Here is a 20,306-nt window from a genome sequence, read left to right as displayed (position 1 = left end):
AATTATATATATCTCTTTATTCTTACGCTGCTGTCCCTAACTTCTTGTTGTCACCTCCCTAAAATGGAACTTACCTACATACGTTTTCTTAATACATGGAAGCTAAATTTATCAGCTCTAAAGTAATTGATAGAATATAAGATTGGCTCATCATTTTGATCATAGTGCATTTGTTTTAAAACTAGCAGTGCCGTTTCCGGTTCACATTCTAAAATCGGTGAGACTTTCGGATGATAGCCAATTGGCTCAATGTGAGCAACTGCGTATGTGATACGTTTGTGCGTATTGTTATGTATCACTGTAAGCAATGATTCTTCGTTGTATCCCGATAAATCTGGCAAGATTTCTTTTGCAAGTTTATCGATACAATATACAACAGGTTCCCCATCTGCTGTACGCACACGCTCAATCATTACGGCATTAAAACCATCTTCACTATTAAACTTCTCTTTTTCTTCTTCTGTTAAACTTGTTGTAGATGATGATAGAAAGATAGTTCCTGGTGTTTTCCCCACACTAGAAATCATATCTGTAATACTAGAAAGTTGTTCAATCCCAGAAGAAAATAACGGCTTAGCATTTACAAATGTCCCTACACCATGTCTACGAATGACAACATTTTCTTCTTCTAAAATACGCAGCGCTTCCCTTAAAGTCGCTCTACTTACGCCAAGTTCTTTCGCTAAATCAAACTCTGATGGTAACTTTTGTCTTTCTTTGTATGCTCCATCTTTAATTTTTTCTTTGATGTGATCAATCACCCGTAAATATAGGTGACGACTATCGGATTTTACTGACATAAGACTCCCCCGCATTTCAATTATTCGACCTCTGATGTAAGACTTCTTTTCTCTTTTTTCAACTTACAACATAATAAAAATTGCTAAACAGTAAAAATAAGCACAATTGTCGAATAAATATTAATAATTTTTTAAGATGAAATTTTCACTCTTTACTGCATAAAAAAAACTTTGCACCATAAACATTCCTCATATCGAGAAAAAGTTCGGCACAAAGATCTCTTACATCCTTTGTTACACACTTTTCCCCTCATAGTCCAGCAATTCATGGTTGCCAGGTAGAAACTTATGGACCTTATCTCCAAGATTATATGAGGCAGTGATTCTTTTCGAAGTAATCTTACCACTTGCTCCCATACGTGTCAACAAAATTTAACATTTTTCTACATTAAATATCGAACGTTCACAAAAAACCACACCAAAGTATTCGTATTCTAAAGAATCACTTTAAATGTAAGCCCTTTCTTTACCTCTGAACATAGTATATAACAAAACCAGCATATAAAAAAGCCTAATTGTAAAAACAATTAGGCTTTTTTTTTATGAACTTTTTTCTTGTACATCATTAATGAGCACTTCTCGTGGTTTACTACCTTCATACGGACCTACTACACCATTCATTTCCATTGCATCAATTAAACGAGCAGCTCGCGTATAACCAACTCTAAACCTACGTTGCAACATAGAAACAGATGCCGTTTGCATTTCCACTACGAGCTGAACTGCTTCATCATATAATTCATCTTCTACTTCCTGCTTTGTATCAGGAACATCTTGCGGAATCATATCTTCTTGATATTGCGCTTTTTGCTGACCAATAACATATTCTACAACTCTCTCAACTTCATCATCTGATAAAAACGCACCTTGTACACGTACAGGCTTCGATGCACCAATTGGTATAAACAGCATATCTCCACGACCTAGTAGTTTCTCTGCACCACCGCCATCAAGAATTGTACGAGAATCTGTTTGAGAAGATACAGCGAATGCAATACGTGATGGAATATTCGCTTTAATAACCCCCGTAATGACATCAACGGATGGACGCTGCGTTGCGATAATTAAATGAATACCAGCCGCACGAGCCATTTGTGCTAGACGCATAATCGCATCCTCTACATCCGATGAAGCGACCATCATTAAATCTGCTAACTCGTCCACAATTACGACAATATAAGGTAATTCCGGTTGTTTCGCTTCTGATTGACTATTATGCTCTTTTATATAGTCATTGTATCCTTCAATATTTCGCGTGCCACTATGAGCAAACAACTCATAACGGCGTTCCATTTCACTCACAACTTTTTTCAATGCTTGTGATGCCTTTTTCGGATCGGTTACAACTGGTGTTAATAAATGAGGCACACCGTTATATACATTTAATTCTACCATTTTCGGATCGATCATCATTAATTTTACTTCATGTGGCTTTGCACGCATTAAAATACTAACAATAATACCGTTAATACATACACTTTTTCCACTACCCGTCGCACCGGCCACTAGTAAATGGGGCATTTTATTTAAACGGGCTAATACAGCTTCACCCGTAATATCTCGTCCAAGACCAATTAACAACTTCTCTTCAGGGTGATTATTAGCTTTAGAATCAAGAACTTCTCTAAGCGTTACTATAGAGACTTCTGAGTTTGGAACTTCAATTCCTACAGCTGATTTCCCGGGAATAGGGGCTTCAATACGAATGTCTTTCGCAGCTAAAGCAAGTGCTAAATCATCACTTAAACTGACGATTTTGCTTACCTTTACTCCCATATCAGGATATACTTCATATTTTGTAACTGCAGGACCTCTATGTACTTTTGTTACTTTCGCTTTCACTCCAAAGCTTTGGAAAGTACGTTCTAATTTACGAGCATTCTCATAAATTTCCGCATTTTCATTTGTAACTTGCTTATTCTTTGGAAATTTCAATATATCAAGTGCGGGAAGCTTGTAATCTTTATTTTCTACATTTGAAAATTGCATTGGCGGGGCACTTGTTTCCGCCTCTAAAGATTCTACAATCTTTTCTCCACGCTTTTTCTTAGATTCTTCAACAGGCGGAACCTCTTCAATAGACGGTGAAGTTATCAACTCTACTTCCTGTTCTTCGCTAATTCGTTTATTCTCTTCTTCATTTACAGGATAATTCTCAGTAAAGTTCGAAATAATTGGAGGATCAATTGATATTTCTTCCATCGGCTCAACAATTTCTTCTTGTTCCACAGCACGTTCGCGCCTCGTACTTCTTGTTGTTTTTTTCTTTTCTGTTTGTTCAGCCGTCCTTTTGGATCTCCAATCTTTATAATCCCCTTGCATTACTTCAAATTGACTTCTAAGGATTCTGCCTACAGGGGCAAGCACTTCCCCAATATGTTTATTTGTTATACAAAGTATGCCAAGAATCACTAAAATAATACCAATGATATAAGCTCCTACTTCGTCAAATAAGAAGTAACATGTCGCAAACATAAGCGCCCCAAACATACCACCACCTAAATGAACGCTATCTGGACCCTTTTTCATTTCAAGAAAGAAGTTATCTTTCGTACTCACAATAACAGACGTATTTTGCACTGCTCCATCTTTCGTAAGAAGGTTAAATAATGTAATATGACTAAACATTAATATCGCCAATACTATTAAATAAAAACCGATTAACCGTTTATTTAAAAGGTTCGGCCATCCACGTTTGATAACGAACGAAACCGATAAAGCTATTACACCTAACACACCAATTATGTACCACTCACCAAAGAAGAAGCGAAAAAATAACACAAACGATTTCCCTACAACGCCTAGCTGTAAAATCGTAATGATTGAAAGTGCAAAAAGAGTTAAACCGACGATTTCATAATACAAAGTTGGCTTTATCGTGCGTCTTGCTTTTGCCTTCGTCCCTCTTTGCTTTTGTTTTGCCATTTCTTCACCTCGTGTTCTACATGTAAGTAGGGCTTCTTAAAAAGCTCTACTTATATGTCTGTTTTCTCTATTTTTTCAGGTCTTATCTCTTCTATTTTTACACTTCTTGTAAATTGTTAAATAAACAGAAGAAAGCAGCCCTATCATGGCTGCTCAACCGTCTTGTTTTTTATATTATACCATAGCTTCTAAACAAAATCCTTCTTTTTGCTAAAAGGTTATTTTCTGGCCCGGCTCAAACTCTAAGTAGTGTAACGGATCCGTACTTAACACACGTACAATCGAATAATACCCATGTTCTTCTTCTGAAACCATTAATTCAACACCATTTATATTTACAAGTTTTTGGCTTTCACATTGCGAATAATCGGCTGGATAGACAAGTTGCTCTGGCATAATTGTGTATAAAATCATTGTAACATTGCCCCTTCTGCACTATCATCCATGCGAGCATCTATTAATTCATTCAGTTTTCGAATCGCATTCCCAATACCACCGACATCATCTATAAGACCATATTTCACTGCATCTCCGCCAATTACATTCGTCCCAATATCTCGCGTCAAATTCCCTTTCGCAAACATAAGTTCTTTAAAACGATCTTCGGTTACTTTCGAATGTTTCGTCACAAATCGAATGACTCTTTCTTGCATTTTATCTAAATACTCAAATGTTTGCGGCACACCTATAACAAGACCTGTTAGACGAATGGGATGAATTGTCATCGTCGCAGTTTCCGCAATAAATGAATAATCCGTAGAGACGGCAATTGGTACACCGATAGAATGCCCTCCGCCCAGAACAAGAGATACTGTTGGTTTCGAAAGCGAAGCTACCATCTCAGAAATTGCTAATCCTGCTTCAACGTCACCTCCGACCGTGTTTAATATTAAAAGCAAACCTTCAATTTTCGGATTTTGTTCTATCGCAACAATTTGCGGAATAATATGCTCATATTTTGTTGTTTTATTTTGCGGCGGCAACTGAACATGACCTTCTACCTGCCCAATGATTGTTAAACAATGAATACTCGATTCATTCATTTGTGGTACATTCGTTTGTCCTAGCTGTTGAATTTTTTCCACTATCGAAGCTTCTTTCCCAGTTTCTTTCGGCTCAGCCTCTTTCCCTTCATTTGTATAACGATCACGTTCTGTCATATCGCATCCCCTTTCACTCGTATATCACTATTATTTCTTAAGTTATAAATTTCATTCGATAGAGTTTAAAAAGAAAAAAAGATCACCCGTAAAGGTGATCTTTTTTAAACTTCCATAATAATCGGTAAAATCATAGGTTTTCTCTTTGTCTCTTCGTACAAGAACTGTCCTAATAATTCACGAATATTTTGTTTTAGCATAGACCATTCAATTGAATATTCTTTAATTGATTGCTCAACAATCATACGTACAATCTCTGTAGAGCGGTCAATTAATGCTTCTGATTCACGCACATACACAAAACCACGTGAAATGATTTCTGGACCAGAAACAATTTTCTTTTCATCCTTACCAAGTGTTACAACAACTACTAATATTCCATCTTGAGATAACATTTTTCTATCTCGAAGAACGATATTACCAACGTCACCTACACCTAATCCATCAATTAATACATTGCCCGCTTGCACTTTACCAACTAAGTTCGCTTCATCTTCACCAAAACCAATTACATCGCCTTTTTCTACGATAAAGATATTTTCTCTTGCAATACCTACATCTTCAGCTAAGTATGCATGTGCTTTTTGCATACGGAACTCACCATGTACGGGTACAAAATATTTCGGTTTCATTAAATTTAACATTAATTTTAATTCTTCTTGGCTACCGTGACCTGAAACGTGAACTTTTCTTTCACCGTAATAAACAACTTCAGCTCCCGCTCTAAATAACAAGTCGATAATTTTTGATACAGATATTTCATTACCCGGAATTGGAGAAGCCGCAATAATAACCGTATCACCTTTACGAATTGAAATTTGTTTATGAGCTTGCTTCGCCATTCTAGAAAGGGCCGCCATCGGTTCACCTTGGCTACCTGTCGTTAAAATAGCTACCTTTTTCTCTGGGAAATTGTCTACTTCTTGTAGTGAAATAACCATACCTTCTGGAACATCTAAATAACCAAGACGTCTTGCGATATCTACTACTTTCACCATACTACGTCCTACAACCGCTACTTTTCGTCCAGTTTCAGCAGCTGCATCAAATACTTGTTGAATACGATGTACATTCGATGCAAATGAAGCAACGATAATACGTCCTTCTGCGCCGTAGAACACTTTAGAAATTTCTACACCAACTTCTTTTTCAGAACCTGTATAGCCTGGACGCTCAGCATTTGTACTATCAGATAATAAGCATAGTACGCCTTCATTTCCGATTTGAGCCATTTTCCCAAGATCTGCTCCACTATTTCCAATTGGAGTTTGATCGAATTTAAAGTCTCCTGTATATACAATCGCACCTTTTGATGTATGGAAACAAACACCAACAGAATCTGGAATACTATGTGTCGTTCCAAAGAATGACACCGTTGTAGTATTAAACTCTACTGTTGAATTTGAATCGATTGTTTTTAAGTCTACACGGCCTAACATACCCGCTTCGCCAAGTTTTTCTTGTATAAGTCCTACTGTTAATTTCGTTGCATACACTGGAATAGATAATTTACGAAGTACGTAAACAATACCACCAATATGATCTTCATGACCGTGAGTAATAAATAAACCTTTTACTCGCTCTTGGTTTTCCACTAAATATGTAATATCAGGAATAACGATATCAATTCCAAACATTTCATCTCCTGGGAACATTAACCCTGCATCTACAATAAAGATTTCAGAATCAATTTCAACACAGTACATGTTTTTCCCGATTTCACCTACTCCACCAAGAGCAAATACTTTAACAGACTCATTCTCTTTTCTCTTCATGTTGTTGCCTGGTTTAAAAATCTTTCAAACACTGATTTCACTAAAATTGCAGAGACACCAGGGGAAACTCTACAACCACCATATATTCACCGTCCAAGACGAATGTCCTTACCGTTATGCGATATCATGTCCTTGTTTATTTTTTAAACCAGGTTTCACCTCTCTTTCATTATATAAATCAAATATCTTATTCGATATGATATGAAAATGTAATCAAATTATAATTTTTACCAATTTTGCTAAGCATACCCGTACTAAGCTACTTAGCCATATTATACCTGATACAAGAAATAGAACACAAGTTAAATCGTGCGAAAGAGAAAGTAAAAGAACGGAATTACAACAAAAGTATCGAACGTATTTCCTGTATATTTGCTGCAATTTTGTACTCCATATTATTTTGAAGAAATCGCCATAAATAAGCTAACTTCATTTCATAATATGGATTTTCAAAACATATTTTTCTAGAATCGAACAAAAACACTTATAAAATGAAGCTTTTTTATGAATCCCGTCACATTTGAAACAATCCCTTTAAAAAACAGAATCGATAGTTTATTACGTTTATACAAATGTTTATCCTATAATAACTATGTTTTTTGATTCATTTAAAGGTGTACAATTATTTTCTTATACATGCTGCAATACATAATGAAGAAGTGATTAAACAAATGGAGTAATATGGTAGGTGAGAAAAGAAAGGTAAAGATTTTCATAGCAATAAAAAATGACCTAGTTCTACACTAGGTCATTTTTTATTAACGAGGGATAGATTGAATAACAGATTGTAACGTTACTCTTTCCTCTTCTGTTAATGGAAGAAGTGGTAAACGTACAGAACCTACATCTAACCCAACCATTTGTAACGCTGTTTTTACTGGCGTTGGGCTTGGCGCCATAAATAATGAATCCGTTACTCTTACAAGTAATTGATGTAATTTTTGCGCCTTTTTAAATTCTCCTGCTTGGAATGCTGCAATCATTTCTTGCATTTCATTTCCGATCACATGAGATGCTACAGAAACGATACCTTTCGCTCCAACTGCCATAGCTGGTAACGTTAAACCATCATCACCGCTGTATACCGCAAAGTCGTCCGCTGTTTTTTCAATGATCGCTGTCATTGTTAACACATCGCCGCCTGCATCTTTAATCGCAACAATGTTTTCTATTTCTGATAAACGAACAACTGTATCAACGGAGATTTGTACAATAGATCGTCCTGGAACATTATATAGCATAACCGGAAGCGGCGTGCTTTCAGCAATTGCTTTAAAATGCTGATACATTCCTTCTTGACTCGGTTTGTTATAATACGGTGCTACTAGCATTACTGCATCAACACCAACTTCTGTCGCCTTTTTAGTTAAGTCAATAGAAGCATGCGTATTATTGCTACCTGTTCCAGCGATTACGGGCACCCTTTTATCGACAACAGATACGACATGGCGATATAACGCTACTTTTTCTTCTGAAGTTAATGTAGGAGATTCTCCTGTCGTTCCTCCTACCACGATTGCTGTTGTACCGTTATCTATTAAATAATTTACCAATTTCGTTGTCTTTGCAAAATCGATATTTCCGTTTTTATCAAACGGAGTTACCATCGCGGTTGCAATTGTCCCAAAATCTATCATGGTCTCACTCCTTATTGTTCCAGTTGCTTTTCTTTTGAAAGCTCAAACGCACTATGTAATGCATTTACAGCCTCCACTAAATCAGTTTCTTTTACAAGAACCCAAATTGTCGTATGGCTATCTGCCGATTGCAGAATTTGAATACCTTTTTCAGCTAAAGCTGTAACGATTTTCGCAGTAACCCCAGGGTATCCTGCCATTCCAGCTCCTACAATAGATACTTTTGCACAATGTTCTGTCACAATTGGCTCGTATCCAAGGTTTTGTAATAATTCAACTGCACGTTTTGATACATTATCACTCACCGTATAAGCTACCCCAGTAGGTGAAATGTTAATTAAATCGACACTGATTCCTTCATTCGCCATTTCTTTAAACACATGCTGTTGCAAATCATATGCTGTTTCTTTTGCAAGCACTTTAATTTGCGTCACATTTGAAACATGTGCGATACCTGTAACAGGCCGTTCTTCTACATCACGGCCTTTTGTAGCACCGTCAGATGCCGAAATAAGCGTACCTTCACTATCAGAATACGTAGAACGTACACGAAGAGGTACTTTCGCATGCATCGCAATTTCAACTGCACGTGGATGAACGACTTTTGCACCTTGGTAAGCCATGTTACAAATTTCATTGTACGTTACGGTTTGAAGATGACGTGCATCTTTTACAATGCGAGGATCCGCAGTCATAACACCTTCTACATCTGTGAAGATATCAATAAATTCAGCATGAAGCGCAACACCTAATGCAGAAGCTGAAGTATCGCTACCTCCGCGTCCAAGTGTTGTCGTATCACCTTTTTTCGTTTGCCCTTGGAATCCTGTAACGACGATTACATCTACATTTTCTAGTTCTTCATGTATACGATCGCAATTCATTTCAATAATCTTAGCATTTGTAAAATCATCATTTGTTACAAAACCAGCTTGTGCACCATTTAATGCCGCTGCTTTTATACCGTTCTCATTTAACATGTTAGAGAAAACGATTGCTGAGATTAATTCTCCGCATGATAATAATAAATCTTGCTCACGATTAGAAATGCGAGATTCCTCTTGATTTACAAGACTTAACAAAGTATCAGTTGCATATGGTTCACCTTTACGGCCCATAGCAGATACGACAGTAACTACTTTATAACCCGCATCTAGCGATTTTTTTATATGATGGAGCGCGTGCTTACGTCCATTTTCATCACGTACAGACGTGCCACCAAATTTTTGAACAATAATTTTCATATTTTGCACCTTCTCTTAGCCGTTTACACTAATTGTAATTTTACTAAGCGCTCTGCAATTTGAACAGAATTCCATGCAGCGCCTTTTAATAAGTTATCAGATACGACCCAAAGATGGAATCCTTTATCGTTATTTAAATCTTTACGGATTCTTCCAACGAATACTTCGTTTTTACCTACTGCAGTAGCTGGCATTGGATATAACTGCTCTTCTGGATTATCTTGCAGAACGATACCTTCCGCATTTGCAAGTAAGCTCTTGAATTCTTCTACTGTTACGCCTTCTTTTTCTACTTCGATGTAAACAGACTCTGAGTGACCTGATACAACTGGTAAACGTACACATGTTGCCGCTACTTCTAATTCAGGCATATGCATAATTTTTTTCGTTTCATTAATCATTTTCATTTCTTCAAACGTAAATCCATTATCTTGGAATTTATCAATCTGTGGAATCGCGTTGAAAGCAATTTGGAAATGTTTCTTATCACCTGATACAGGTAAAACATTTGCCTTCACTTCTTCACCATTTAAGATTGCTTGTGATTGTTCATGAAGTTCTTCAATCGCTGCCGCACCAGCACCTGATACAGCTTGATATGTGGAAACGATTACTCGTTTTAAACCATATTGCTGACGAACTGGCTCAAGAGCTACTACCATTTGAATTGTAGAACAGTTTGGATTTGCAATAATACCATTATGTTCTTTTAAGTCGTTTTCATTTACTTCAGGTACAACAAGTGGCACGTTTTCTGTCATACGGAATGCACTTGTATTATCAACAACAATCGCACCGCGCTTTGCTGCTTCTGGCGCTAATTGTTTTGATACAGATCCACCAGCACTAAATAGTGCGATATCTACTCCTTCAAAACTTTCAGGAGTTGCCTCTTGAACTGTAAATTCTTCGCCTTTAAATACAAGTTTCTTACCTGCAGATCGTTTAGATGAAAGTAACGTTAACTTCCCGATTGGAAATTCTCGTTTCTCTAAAGTATTTAACATTTGTTCACCAACTGCGCCGGTTGCTCCAACTACAGCGACATGAAAAGTTTTTTGCTTTTCCATCACTATGCCCCTTTCTAGATACCAATCCTTCTATAACTTAGAATCAGAAGGAGTATAGAATACCCCTTCTAATCTTAATAACGTTAATTTTATCATATTCTACAGTAAGAATGATGGTTTCATCAAAAATTGTCCGTTTTTTTTCGTTTTTTAATTCATATATCTGAATTTTTCTACGACAACCGGTTGCAATTGCTTTCCTTGCAACGCTTCTAATACTGTATCTTCAAGCAGCTCCATGCGAGCTACCATTGAGTTCGGTTTTTTCTCTGGTGCATCTTGACCGAATGGGACGAAGTAGATATTTTTTGTTGCCATTAGGCGCATGAGGTTTACTCCATTAAGCCCTAAAGCATCATTCGTCGAAACAGCCAATACGACAGGCTTGCCATTTCTTAGCGTCGCTTTCGCTGCCATTAGTACTGGAGAGTCTGTCATTGCATTTGCAAATTTACTCATTGAATTTCCTGTTAGTGGTGCAATTACCATACAATCTAGTGGAATTTTAGGTCCTAGTGGTTCTGCGCCAACAATTGAATTAATTGCTTTAAATCCTGTTACTTCTTCAATCTTTTTAATCCACTCTGCTCCTTCTCCAAATCTCGTATTTGTTGATTGAACAGTGTAAGAAACAACGGGGCGTACTTCTGCTCCCTCAGCAATTAACTTTTCTAAATGAGGCATTACTTCTTCGTACGTACAATGTGAGCCAGTAAAACCAAACCCTATTCTTTTCCCTTTTAAATTCATTCCCCATTCTCCTTTCTTGCTATTACGTCTTCTGCCAGTAACTGAGAAAGAACATTCGCTAAAATTTGTCCTGCTGTTTTTGGAGCAACAATACCTGGTAACCCAGGTGCTAATAGCGCTTTGACTCCTCTTTTTTCCGCATATCTAAAGTCGGTACCGCCTGGTTTAGAAGCTAAATCAATTACTAACGTATGAGCTGGCATTTTTGAAATGACATTCGCTGTCACGACGAGATGCGGAATTGTATTAATAACAATATCGATATTTCCTACTTCTTTCTCAATGTTCTGCATATGAAAAGGAGAAAACATCATTTCTGTAATACGTGCAATATGTTCCGATCGCCTTGCTCCAACTTTGACATGGGCTCCTAATGATTGAAATGCTCTGGCAACACTCATCCCTGTTCTACCAAATCCTAAAACCATTACATTAGAACCATGAATCGTATAGTCGGTATGTTGAATTACCATCATTAATGTACCTTCTACAGTTGGAATAGAATTGTAGATTGCCACATCATCACGATCAAATAATTTAATAAGTTTGCGGTTTGTAGTAGATACGAGATTTTCCAAGTAAGGCGTACCAATACCTGAATATATAGTAAAGTGTTCTGGCGTATTTTCAATTTGTTCTTTCGTTATAGAAACTTTTTCGTTTGAAAAAATAGTATCTACTTCTCCCTTGGCATTTGTACCTGCAACTGGCAAAATAATTGCATCTACAGAAGTGAAATCTAAATTTTGTATACTTTCTTTTGCTGCCCCTGTGAAGCCATGATCTAACTGATCAAACCCTATCAATGAAAGTTTCGCATCCAATTCAACTAGCTTGCGAATTACTTCTAGCTGCCTTGCATCTCCTCCTATGACAGCAATATGCATCTCAGTCAACATTCCCTAATTCACCTTCTTTTTTCTGTCATTTATAAGAAAAGTGCCTACTTTTTCTTTTTCCTCCACATCATATGTAATGTACGAGTTTTAGGTGATTGAAAAACAAAAAGCACGTATGATTTATCTAGCTCTTTGTATGCAGTAAGACCCGCAACTCAAAATCTCAATTAATATAAACTAATACTCAGAAGGGCATGAACAAAAAAAGATGACCAAAATGGCCACCTTTCACTTCGAATTTGGACGATCCGTAATATCACAAAGGATCATATCATGCCCCACTTTTTTAATTTGGTTCCACCCTACTCTTATTTCTTGTGGTTCCTTTTTAAAACCTCCCCATTTCCCAGCAGGTATGATAAGAGCCTGTATTTGGCCATCCTTCTCATCAATTTCTAAATCCACATAACCTAGAACCCCCATCTTTTCTGCTCTTTCTAAATTTACAATCTCTTTTCCACTTAATTCACTTAATCGCATATACTTTCCCCCTACCGAATTTATGAATGTAAGTTATCTATAATTAGTACCTATTCTGTATATCCAAAAAAAATAACCGTATCTCATTTAAAAGAGATACAGTTATTTTTACATACTTCATATAAAGTAATTATAGTTTTATTCCTTTTGGAAGTTTTCCATCTGGACTAATTAATGCTGCAGAGAATTCATCTGTAAACATGTTACGAATTAACTCATCAACATTTTCTTTTGTTACAGTGTTTACACTTTCGATAATCTCATCAAGTGAACGATGCTTACGAAGTAGCAATTCATTTTTACCATTACGGCTCATACGGCTATTTGTACTTTCTAAACTTAACATTAAGTTTCCTTTTAATTGCTCTTTACTATTAATAAGCTCTTTTTCTGTAATACCTGTATTTTTCAATGTTTCTAATGTTTCCTGCATTGTTTCATACAGTGTATCTAATTGTTGGCTACCTGTTCCACCATACAGCGTTAACATACCTGTATCTTCATAAGAAGAATGGTAAGAAAATACTGAGTAAGCTAACCCGCGTTGCTCACGTACTTCTTGGAATAAACGGCTACTCATACTACCACCTAAAACGTTATTTAATACGATTAAGTTATAAATATCTTCGTGTCCCATTTGTAAGCCTTTATATCCTAAACATAAATGAGCTTGTTCTGTTTCTTTTTTACGTGCTACCTTATTAAAATGGAAAATTGGGCTATGTACTTGTTCACGGTTTGTTGTTCCTTCATAACTACCGAAATATTGCTCTACCGTTTGTAAGAAGGCTTCATCAATATTTCCTGCAACTGAAACAACTACATTTTCAGGTGTGTAATGATCCTTAATATATTGGCGTAGCGTATCACCTGTAAACGTATCAAGTGTTTCTTCTGTTCCTAAAATAGGATATCCAAGCGGATGCGTTTCATATGTTGCTTTCGTTAACATATCATGCACAATATCATCTGGCGCATCTTCGTACATTTTAATTTCTTCACATACGACATTCTTCTCTTTTTTCAATTCTTCTTCATCAAATGTTGAATTAAAGAACATGTCTGCTAATACATCTAAAGCATATTTAGCATGCTCATCTAGCACTTTTGCATAGTAACAAGTGTATTCTTTTGAAGTAAATGCATTCACTTGCCCACCAATGCTATCAAATGATTCTGCAATTTCGCGTGCACTACGTGTTTCTGTCCCCTTAAAGAACATATGCTCTAAAAAGTGAGAAATCCCGTTATTTTTTTCATTTTCATTTCTTGATCCCGCATGGATCCAAATACCAATCGCAACCGATCTTACAGTTGGTATATTCTCCATAACGATTCTTACACCATTTTTACAAGTATATTTTTTAATCAAAAACTTTCCTCCTACTGCCAGTTTCTCTAAATAAGTGCTATTATTTAATGATAACAAGTTTAAGGATGAATGTCATGCAAATGTATTTAATCCACACGTTTTTCATCCAGTAACTCTGTTATATTCCCTACTTTATATCCTAGTTCCTTCAATTTTGTAATCATTGTATCTAATGCTTCTGCCGTTGACGAAGTAGGATGCATTAATACGATAGCACCTGGATGTATTTTTCTCATTACTCTCTGCAATAGTACATCTGGCTCCGGTCGCTTCCAATCGATTGTATCGACAGTCCACATAATCGTTCCCATTTGGAAATCATCAGCGATTTTCACGACTTCATCCCGAAAACTTCCACTCGGCGGAGCAAACCATCTCACCTTTTGATTCGTAGCTGCTTCGATCATTCGATTTGTTTTTTGTAACTGATCTCGTATTTCATCAGACGATAGCGTTTTCATATTAGGGTGCGTATACGAATGATTTCCGACTTCTTGATTTGCATCGACAATCATTTTTGCAAATCGCAAATTTTCTTTCACCCAGCGTCCTTCTAAAAAGAAAGTCGCCTTCACATCATGTTTTTTCAATATTTCTAATATACGCGGCAAATACTCGTTTCCCCATGCCACATTTATTGTTAATCCCACCATCTTTTTATTCGGATGCCCCCTATAAATTGGAGCTGGTGATAAATCTTTTAAGTGGACACTTGGTGATACTTCCTTGAATTCAAGATGTTTTTGATCAAATTTCTTTAGTTTCTTCATATTACCATAGGATGCTTCCATATCAACTTGTCTTCCATTATATCCCGGTGTCGCTTTCCATATTTTATCAATCATCGCATTTTGAGGTGCAATCTCATATTGTTTTGCATGTTTTTGAATTTCTTCATACAAGTTATCCTGTGCAAAAACGGAATAAGAGCCTACACTGACATATAAAAAGAATATACATATGTATGCCAATATACGAGCTTTCATATAAACCCTCCCATTAACTATATAAAAACCTTTTTTCTTCTTATCTTTGTTAATTTGAGCGTTATAATGAAAACTATACCTATACTGACATAAAAATATATATAAATCATATTTTTACATAACAAAAAAAGCCAGTTTAACTGGCTTTTACTTATTGCTGCTCTTGTTTGTTTTCTTCTTTAGCAGCTTCTTTTTCTTGCTCTTCTTTTAGCAATACTTTTCTAGATAAGTTCACACGACCTTGCTTGTCAATCTCGATCACTTTAACTGTAATTACATCACCGATTTTCACAACGTCTTCTACTTTACCTACACGCTCAAGTGCAAGTTCAGAAATGTGAACTAATCCATCTTTACCGCTGAATAATTCAACGAAAGCACCGAATTTCTCAACACGTTTTACTTTTCCTTCGTAGATTTCACCTACTTGTACTTCGCGAACGATATCTTCGATAATTTTCTTAGCTTTATCATTCATTTCTTGATTTATTGAAGAAATAAATACTGTACCATCTTGCTCGATGTCAATTTTAACACCAGTTTCTTCAATAATTTTATTGATTTGCTTACCGCTTGGTCCAATAACGTCACGGATTTTATCTGGGTTAATTGTCATTGTAATAATCTTTGGAGCGTAAGCTGATAATTCAGTACGTGGCTCTGCAATAACAGATAACATATGATTTAGAATGTGCACACGACCAACTTTCGCTTGTTGTAATGCCTCTTCTAAAATTTCACGAGATAGACCATCGATTTTAATGTCCATTTGCAGTGCAGTTACACCTTTTGCTGTACCCGCTACTTTAAAGTCCATATCGCCTAAATGATCTTCCATACCTTGAATATCAGATAAAATTGTGTAATGCTCACCAGTTTTAACTAGACCCATTGCAATACCTGCAACCGGAGCTTTAAGTGGAACACCAGCATCCATCATTGCTAAAGTACTACCACAAATACTTGCTTGTGAAGTAGAACCATTTGATTCTAAAACTTCAGATACAAGACGTACTGTATATGGGAAATCTTTTTCAGATGGAATTACAGGCTCAAGAGCACGTTCTCCTAGTGCACCGTGACCAATTTCACGACGACCTGGTCCACGCATTGGTCTCGTTTCACCAACACTAAATGATGGGAAATTGTAATGGTGCATAAAGCGTTTTGATTCTTCTACACCAAGACCATCTAAAATTTGCACATCGCCTAATGCACCTAATGTACAAATACTTAATGCTTGTGTTTGTCCACGTGTGAATAAACCAGAACCGTGTGTACGAGATAAAATGCCAACCTCTGATGCTAATGGACGGATTTCGTCACCTTTACGGCCATCTGGGCGGATTTTTTCAACTGTAATAAGACGACGTACTTCTTCTTTTACAATTTTATATAAAATCTCACTTACTTGTCCTAATGTATCAGCGTCAGCTTCCTGCGCTTCGTAATGCTCAATTACACGCTTTTTCACTTCGTTAATTGCATCTTCACGTGCGTGTTTCTCATGTACTTGAATTGCAGAATGCATATCCTTCTCAGACATTTCACGTACAGCTTGATTAAGATCAGCGTCAACTTCATAAAGTTTCACTTCTGATTTCTCTTTACCTACAGCTTGTACAATCTCTTCTTGGAATGCAATTAGACGTTTAATTTCGTCATGACCAAACATAATTGCTTCTAACATTGTTTCTTCAGGCACTTGATCTGCTCCTGCTTCAACCATGTTGATTGCATCTTTCGTACCAGCCACAACAAGGTGAATATCACTTTGTTCTTGCTGTTCTACTGTTGGATTAATAACGAATTCGCCGTTAATACGACCAACTGTTGCACCCGCAATTGGGCCTTCAAATGGAATATCTGAAATCGATAACGCTAATGAAGAACCAAGCATAGCTGCCATTTCAGAAGAACAATCTTGATCAACACTCATTACTATGCTGACAACTTGTACTTCGTTACGGAAACCATCTGCGAAAAGTGGACGAATTGGTCGGTCAATTAAACGACTTGCCAAAATCGCTTTTTCACTCGGGCGACCTTCACGTTTAATGAAACCGCCAGGAATTTTTCCGACTGCATATAAACGCTCTTCATAGTTTACTGTAAGTGGGAAGAAATCTACATTTTTTGGTTCTTTTGATGCAGTTGCTGTAGATAGAACCGCTGTATCGCCATATCTTACTAATACTGCTCCGTTCGCTTGCTTCGCAAGCTGACTTGTTTCAACTGTTAGCTGACGACCAGCTAAATCTATCGAGAAGACTTGCTTTTCTTGACTCATTTAAGTACCCCTCTCAATTTAAAGTATTCAATTCTTCTATGTAAATGGATAGTATATCACAATATTCTACCTCTAGTATTACCGAAAATGAAGTAAGCTATAAAGGGTAGAAGATATATTTTTACCTAACAAAAAAGCGGGAATATTCCCGCTTCTTTGACTATCGACGTAAGCCAAGCTTTGTGATTAATTCACGGTAACGTGTGATATCGCTATTACGAAGGTAAGTAAGTAAGTTACGACGTTTACCAACCATCTTTAATAGACCACGACGTGAATGATGATCCTTCTTGTGAGTACGTAAGTGCTCGTTTAGAGTGTTAATTTGCTCCGTTAGGACAGCAATTTGAACCTCTGGAGAACCAGTATCAGTCTCATGAGTTCTAAATTGTGCAATGATTTCATTTTTACGCTCTTGTGTTAAAGCCATCCTATTTCACCTCCTAATAATTAAACCCCCAGTTACCTAGCAAGCATCGGTGAGTCGCAATGCCAAGTAATGGTTGTCATAAAGTACATAACATAGAATACTACTTTTCACTTGAAAAAGCAAGTATATTCTTTTCGTTCGCAAAATATTCTTGTGCTATTTTCTTATCTTTTGCAATTTGTTCAACTAACTCATCGATGCCATTGAATTTCTTCTCTTCTCTTATACGCATATGCCACTCTACTGTAACATTTTGATCATATATATCTTTGTTAAATTCAAATAAATGCACTTCAATAGATAATTGACGCTCATCTTCTTTAAAAGTCGGTTTATATCCAATATTACATACACCATCGTACCATTCATCGTGAACTTTTAATCTCACTGCATAAACACCTACAGGTGGTAATAGATACTCATCACTTAAACCTATATTAGCTGTGGGAAAACCAATTTGACGTCCACGCTTATCGCCGTGTACAACCGTTCCCCCTACCGTATATGCTCTACCTAAAATAGATGGAATTTGTTCCATTTCGCCATTTCGAATTAACTTTCGTAATGCTGTAGAACTTACTTTCTCTTCTTGAAATTCAACTTTTTCAATCACAGTCTGTGTAAACTCCCCTCTTGCATGAAATGGTAAAGTCTCCATCTTTCCTTTTCCTAAACGTCCATATGAATAATCAAACCCTGCTACTACATGCTTTACATTTAAACCAATAATATAATCATCTACAAATTGTTGTGGCAATAAACCTGCAAACGATTCATCAAATTTAATAACATATAATATATCGATTCCTAAGTCCTCGACTATTTTTTCTTTATCACACATTGGTGTAATATACTCCGCATGCGCTTCCTTTTTTCCTAAAACAACAGATGGGTGCGGATAAAACGTCATAACTGCACTTTTATATCCCCGTTCATCCGCTATTTGTTTCGCAGTTCGAATTACACATTGATGTCCTAAATGAATGCCATCAAAAAATCCTAATGCCATTACAGTAGGTGGTAATTCTAATTTATTTTGTTCATGTGGATGAGTTAAATGAATAAGTTTCACGCTTGAATTCACCTTTTTCTGTAATAATCCTTCCAATAATTCATTATAGCTTTAGTTCTTGATTATTCACAAGTACTTTCATCGGCTTTAGCATACCAGGGTGTTTTGGATGGTGCTCATAAATTGCAAGGCAGCGATCATTTTTATTAAACACTGTTATAAATGGCGCTGTTATTTGCAATTCATTTTTTAAGAACATACCATTCTTTATTTTCTCTGCTTGCTTTTCATCTACAACCATTTTCGGGAACTTACTTAACGCTTCATCAATTGAAATGAAGATAGACTCTACTGTTCCATTTTGCACGTTTTCTTCAATTTCTTCAAATGATATGCAATCTTCTAATAAAAATTCACCAGAAGCTGTTCTTACAAGGTGAGACATATGTGATGGAAAACCAAGTTTTTCACCAATCATTACTGCTAACGTTCTTACATATGTCCCTTTACTACACGTTACACGGAAACGGAATGAAATATTTTCTCCCTCAAACACTTCACGGTCATCTAGTAATACAAATTCATGAATTGTAATTGTACGAACTGGACGTTCAACTTCTTGCCCTGCTCTTGCATATTCATATAATTTTTTTCCATTAACTTTTACAGCTGAAAACATCGGAGGCATCTGTTCAATGGTACCTGTTAATGCAGCAAGAGCCTCTTCTACTTCCTTACGAGTAATAACACGATCTACATTTTTCGTTTCAACAACTTCACCAGAAGCATCTTCAGTTGTCGTTGAAAATCCAAGTGTTACTTCACCTTCATATGTTTTCGTCTCACTTGTTAAAAATTGTGCAATCTTCGTTGCTCGTCCTACACAAATAGGTAATACTCCTGTTACATCTGGATCCAATGTTCCTGTATGACCAATTCGTTTCTCACGCAATATCTTTCTTAATTTAAATACACAATCATGTGATGTCATGCCTTTTGGCTTATGTAATAATACTACACCTTCCATATATGTTCACCTCATCATAATTCTTTCATAGTAATTACTCAAAATTTATTTTGCATTGAAAAAATGGATAGACAAATGTCTATCCATTATTCTTCACGTTTACCGTCTTTATTAATTTGATGTAAAAGTGTATCAATTCGATGACCGTATCCGATAGACTCATCAAATTCAAAGGAAATTTCCGGTGTTTTACGAAGACGAATACGCTGGCCAATTTCTGAACGAATGAAGCCTTTTGCCTTCGCTAAACCTTTTAATGTACTTTCTTTCTGTTCCTCATCACCTAAAACAGAAATATATACTGTAGCAATTTGTAAATCTCCACTCACTTGTACATCTGTTACTGTAACAAATCCAACACGTGGATCTTTAATTTTACGACTGATGATGTCGCCTAATTCTTTTTTCATTTGCTCGCCTACACGGTTTGCACGTAATTTCATAACTCT

Annotated in this window: 18 protein-coding genes and 1 riboswitch; all 18 genes read right to left on the bottom strand. The window is 36.4% G+C overall.

The genetic code is table 11. The annotated features are described in order from the left end of the window. Window positions 1-74 precede the first annotated feature (74 nt). Entirely contained in the window at window positions 75-800 is a 726-nt protein-coding gene (locus ACTFOB_RS11670) for a GntR family transcriptional regulator (protein WP_440026019.1), read from the bottom strand. Window positions 801-1,033: 233 nt separating this feature from the next. After that, a riboswitch (purine riboswitch) is annotated at window positions 1,034-1,135 on the bottom strand. 205 nt (window positions 1,136-1,340) lie between these two features. Then, entirely contained in the window at window positions 1,341-3,725 is a 2,385-nt protein-coding gene (locus tag ACTFOB_RS11665; RefSeq protein ID WP_440026016.1) for a DNA translocase FtsK, read from the bottom strand. Window positions 3,726-3,935: 210 nt separating this feature from the next. After that, entirely contained in the window at window positions 3,936-4,139 is a 204-nt protein-coding gene (locus tag ACTFOB_RS11660) for a YlzJ-like family protein (protein ID WP_375811735.1), read from the bottom strand. Then, window positions 4,136-4,885 carry a translocation-enhancing protein TepA gene (gene tepA, locus ACTFOB_RS11655; protein WP_440026014.1) on the bottom strand — a complete coding sequence of 250 codons (750 nt, stop codon included), beginning with the start codon at window positions 4,883-4,885 and terminating at the stop codon, window positions 4,136-4,138. Before tepA ends, ACTFOB_RS11660 begins: the two co-directional genes overlap by 4 nt. Before the next feature lie 104 nt (window positions 4,886-4,989). Further along, window positions 4,990-6,660, bottom strand: a complete 1,671-nt coding sequence (locus tag ACTFOB_RS11650; protein ID WP_151632604.1) for a ribonuclease J — start codon at window positions 6,658-6,660, stop codon at window positions 4,990-4,992. Window positions 6,661-7,418: 758 nt separating this feature from the next. Continuing rightward, window positions 7,419-8,297, bottom strand: a complete 879-nt coding sequence (gene dapA / locus ACTFOB_RS11645; protein WP_440026012.1) for a 4-hydroxy-tetrahydrodipicolinate synthase — start codon at window positions 8,295-8,297, stop codon at window positions 7,419-7,421. Between the two features lie 11 nt (window positions 8,298-8,308). After that, complete coding sequence (gene dapG / locus ACTFOB_RS11640) at window positions 8,309-9,541, bottom strand: aspartate kinase (protein ID WP_440026010.1); 1,233 nt, start codon at window positions 9,539-9,541, stop codon at window positions 8,309-8,311. Between the two features lie 23 nt (window positions 9,542-9,564). Then, window positions 9,565-10,611, bottom strand: coding sequence for an aspartate-semialdehyde dehydrogenase (asd, locus tag ACTFOB_RS11635; protein ID WP_000414854.1), 1,047 nt, complete (start codon window positions 10,609-10,611; stop codon window positions 9,565-9,567). Between the two features lie 150 nt (window positions 10,612-10,761). Continuing rightward, window positions 10,762-11,361: a dipicolinate synthase subunit B gene (gene dpaB / locus ACTFOB_RS11630; RefSeq protein ID WP_001049480.1), complete on the bottom strand. Its 600-nt coding sequence runs from the start codon at window positions 11,359-11,361 to the stop codon at window positions 10,762-10,764. Beyond that, window positions 11,358-12,260, bottom strand: a complete 903-nt coding sequence (gene dpaA, locus ACTFOB_RS11625) for a dipicolinic acid synthetase subunit A (protein WP_087996537.1) — start codon at window positions 12,258-12,260, stop codon at window positions 11,358-11,360. The genes dpaB and dpaA overlap by 4 nt, the downstream gene beginning before the upstream one ends. A gap of 228 nt (window positions 12,261-12,488) precedes the next feature. Continuing rightward, on the bottom strand, window positions 12,489-12,740 hold the full coding sequence (locus ACTFOB_RS11620) for a YlmC/YmxH family sporulation protein (RefSeq protein ID WP_440026009.1): 252 nt from the start codon (window positions 12,738-12,740) through the stop codon (window positions 12,489-12,491). A gap of 130 nt (window positions 12,741-12,870) precedes the next feature. Continuing rightward, entirely contained in the window at window positions 12,871-14,112 is a 1,242-nt protein-coding gene (locus ACTFOB_RS11615) for a M16 family metallopeptidase (protein WP_071758790.1), read from the bottom strand. Window positions 14,113-14,198: 86 nt separating this feature from the next. Next, window positions 14,199-15,098, bottom strand: a complete 900-nt coding sequence (locus ACTFOB_RS11610; RefSeq protein WP_440026007.1) for a polysaccharide deacetylase family protein — start codon at window positions 15,096-15,098, stop codon at window positions 14,199-14,201. A gap of 151 nt (window positions 15,099-15,249) precedes the next feature. Then, a complete protein-coding gene (gene pnp, locus ACTFOB_RS11605) occupies window positions 15,250-17,388 on the bottom strand; it encodes a polyribonucleotide nucleotidyltransferase (RefSeq protein WP_046957398.1) in 2,139 nt (712 codons plus the stop codon). Window positions 17,389-17,548: 160 nt separating this feature from the next. Further along, complete coding sequence (rpsO, locus tag ACTFOB_RS11600) at window positions 17,549-17,818, bottom strand: 30S ribosomal protein S15 (RefSeq protein WP_001229392.1); 270 nt, start codon at window positions 17,816-17,818, stop codon at window positions 17,549-17,551. A gap of 100 nt (window positions 17,819-17,918) precedes the next feature. Continuing rightward, a complete protein-coding gene (gene ribF, locus ACTFOB_RS11595; RefSeq protein WP_440026005.1) occupies window positions 17,919-18,890 on the bottom strand; it encodes a bifunctional riboflavin kinase/FAD synthetase in 972 nt (323 codons plus the stop codon). 43 nt (window positions 18,891-18,933) lie between these two features. Beyond that, on the bottom strand, window positions 18,934-19,857 hold the full coding sequence (truB, locus tag ACTFOB_RS11590) for a tRNA pseudouridine(55) synthase TruB (RefSeq protein ID WP_440026003.1): 924 nt from the start codon (window positions 19,855-19,857) through the stop codon (window positions 18,934-18,936). An 86-nt stretch (window positions 19,858-19,943) separates the two neighbouring features. Next, window positions 19,944-20,300 carry a 30S ribosome-binding factor RbfA gene (gene rbfA / locus ACTFOB_RS11585; protein WP_000776445.1) on the bottom strand — a complete coding sequence of 119 codons (357 nt, stop codon included), beginning with the start codon at window positions 20,298-20,300 and terminating at the stop codon, window positions 19,944-19,946. Window positions 20,301-20,306 lie beyond the last annotated feature (6 nt).

It is taken from the genome of Bacillus cereus group sp. MYBK79-1, from assembly GCF_051915365.1.
In the GTDB taxonomy this organism is placed as follows: domain Bacteria; phylum Bacillota; class Bacilli; order Bacillales; family Bacillaceae_G; genus Bacillus_A.
The sequence above is the reverse complement of the archived record's forward strand: the minus strand, read 5'-3'. Positions and strand labels throughout refer to the sequence as shown.

What these genes read in the sequence shown, in the direction of transcription:
- ACTFOB_RS11670 (WP_440026019.1), bottom strand. Translation starts at nt 800, where the DNA reads ATGTCAGTAAAATCCGATAGTCGTCACCTATATTTACGGGTGATTGAT.
- ACTFOB_RS11665 (WP_440026016.1), bottom strand. Translation starts at nt 3,725, where the DNA reads ATGGCAAAACAAAAGCAAAGAGGGACGAAGGCAAAAGCAAGACGCACG.
- ACTFOB_RS11660 (WP_375811735.1), bottom strand. Translation starts at nt 4,139, where the DNA reads ATGATTTTATACACAATTATGCCAGAGCAACTTGTCTATCCAGCCGAT.
- tepA (WP_440026014.1), bottom strand. Translation starts at nt 4,885, where the DNA reads ATGACAGAACGTGATCGTTATACAAATGAAGGGAAAGAGGCTGAGCCG.
- ACTFOB_RS11650 (WP_151632604.1), bottom strand. Translation starts at nt 6,660, where the DNA reads ATGAAGAGAAAAGAGAATGAGTCTGTTAAAGTATTTGCTCTTGGTGGA.
- dapA (WP_440026012.1), bottom strand. Translation starts at nt 8,297, where the DNA reads ATGATAGATTTTGGGACAATTGCAACCGCGATGGTAACTCCGTTTGAT.
- dapG (WP_440026010.1), bottom strand. Translation starts at nt 9,541, where the DNA reads ATGAAAATTATTGTTCAAAAATTTGGTGGCACGTCTGTACGTGATGAA.
- asd (WP_000414854.1), bottom strand. Translation starts at nt 10,611, where the DNA reads ATGGAAAAGCAAAAAACTTTTCATGTCGCTGTAGTTGGAGCAACCGGC.
- dpaB (WP_001049480.1), bottom strand. Translation starts at nt 11,361, where the DNA reads ATGAATTTAAAAGGGAAAAGAATAGGGTTTGGTTTTACTGGCTCACAT.
- dpaA (WP_087996537.1), bottom strand. Translation starts at nt 12,260, where the DNA reads ATGTTGACTGAGATGCATATTGCTGTCATAGGAGGAGATGCAAGGCAG.
- ACTFOB_RS11620 (WP_440026009.1), bottom strand. Translation starts at nt 12,740, where the DNA reads ATGCGATTAAGTGAATTAAGTGGAAAAGAGATTGTAAATTTAGAAAGA.
- ACTFOB_RS11610 (WP_440026007.1), bottom strand. Translation starts at nt 15,098, where the DNA reads ATGAAAGCTCGTATATTGGCATACATATGTATATTCTTTTTATATGTC.
- pnp (WP_046957398.1), bottom strand. Translation starts at nt 17,388, where the DNA reads ATGAGTCAAGAAAAGCAAGTCTTCTCGATAGATTTAGCTGGTCGTCAG.
- rpsO (WP_001229392.1), bottom strand. Translation starts at nt 17,818, where the DNA reads ATGGCTTTAACACAAGAGCGTAAAAATGAAATCATTGCACAATTTAGA.
- truB (WP_440026003.1), bottom strand. Translation starts at nt 19,857, where the DNA reads ATGGAAGGTGTAGTATTATTACATAAGCCAAAAGGCATGACATCACAT.
- rbfA (WP_000776445.1), bottom strand. Translation starts at nt 20,300, where the DNA reads ATGAAATTACGTGCAAACCGTGTAGGCGAGCAAATGAAAAAAGAATTA.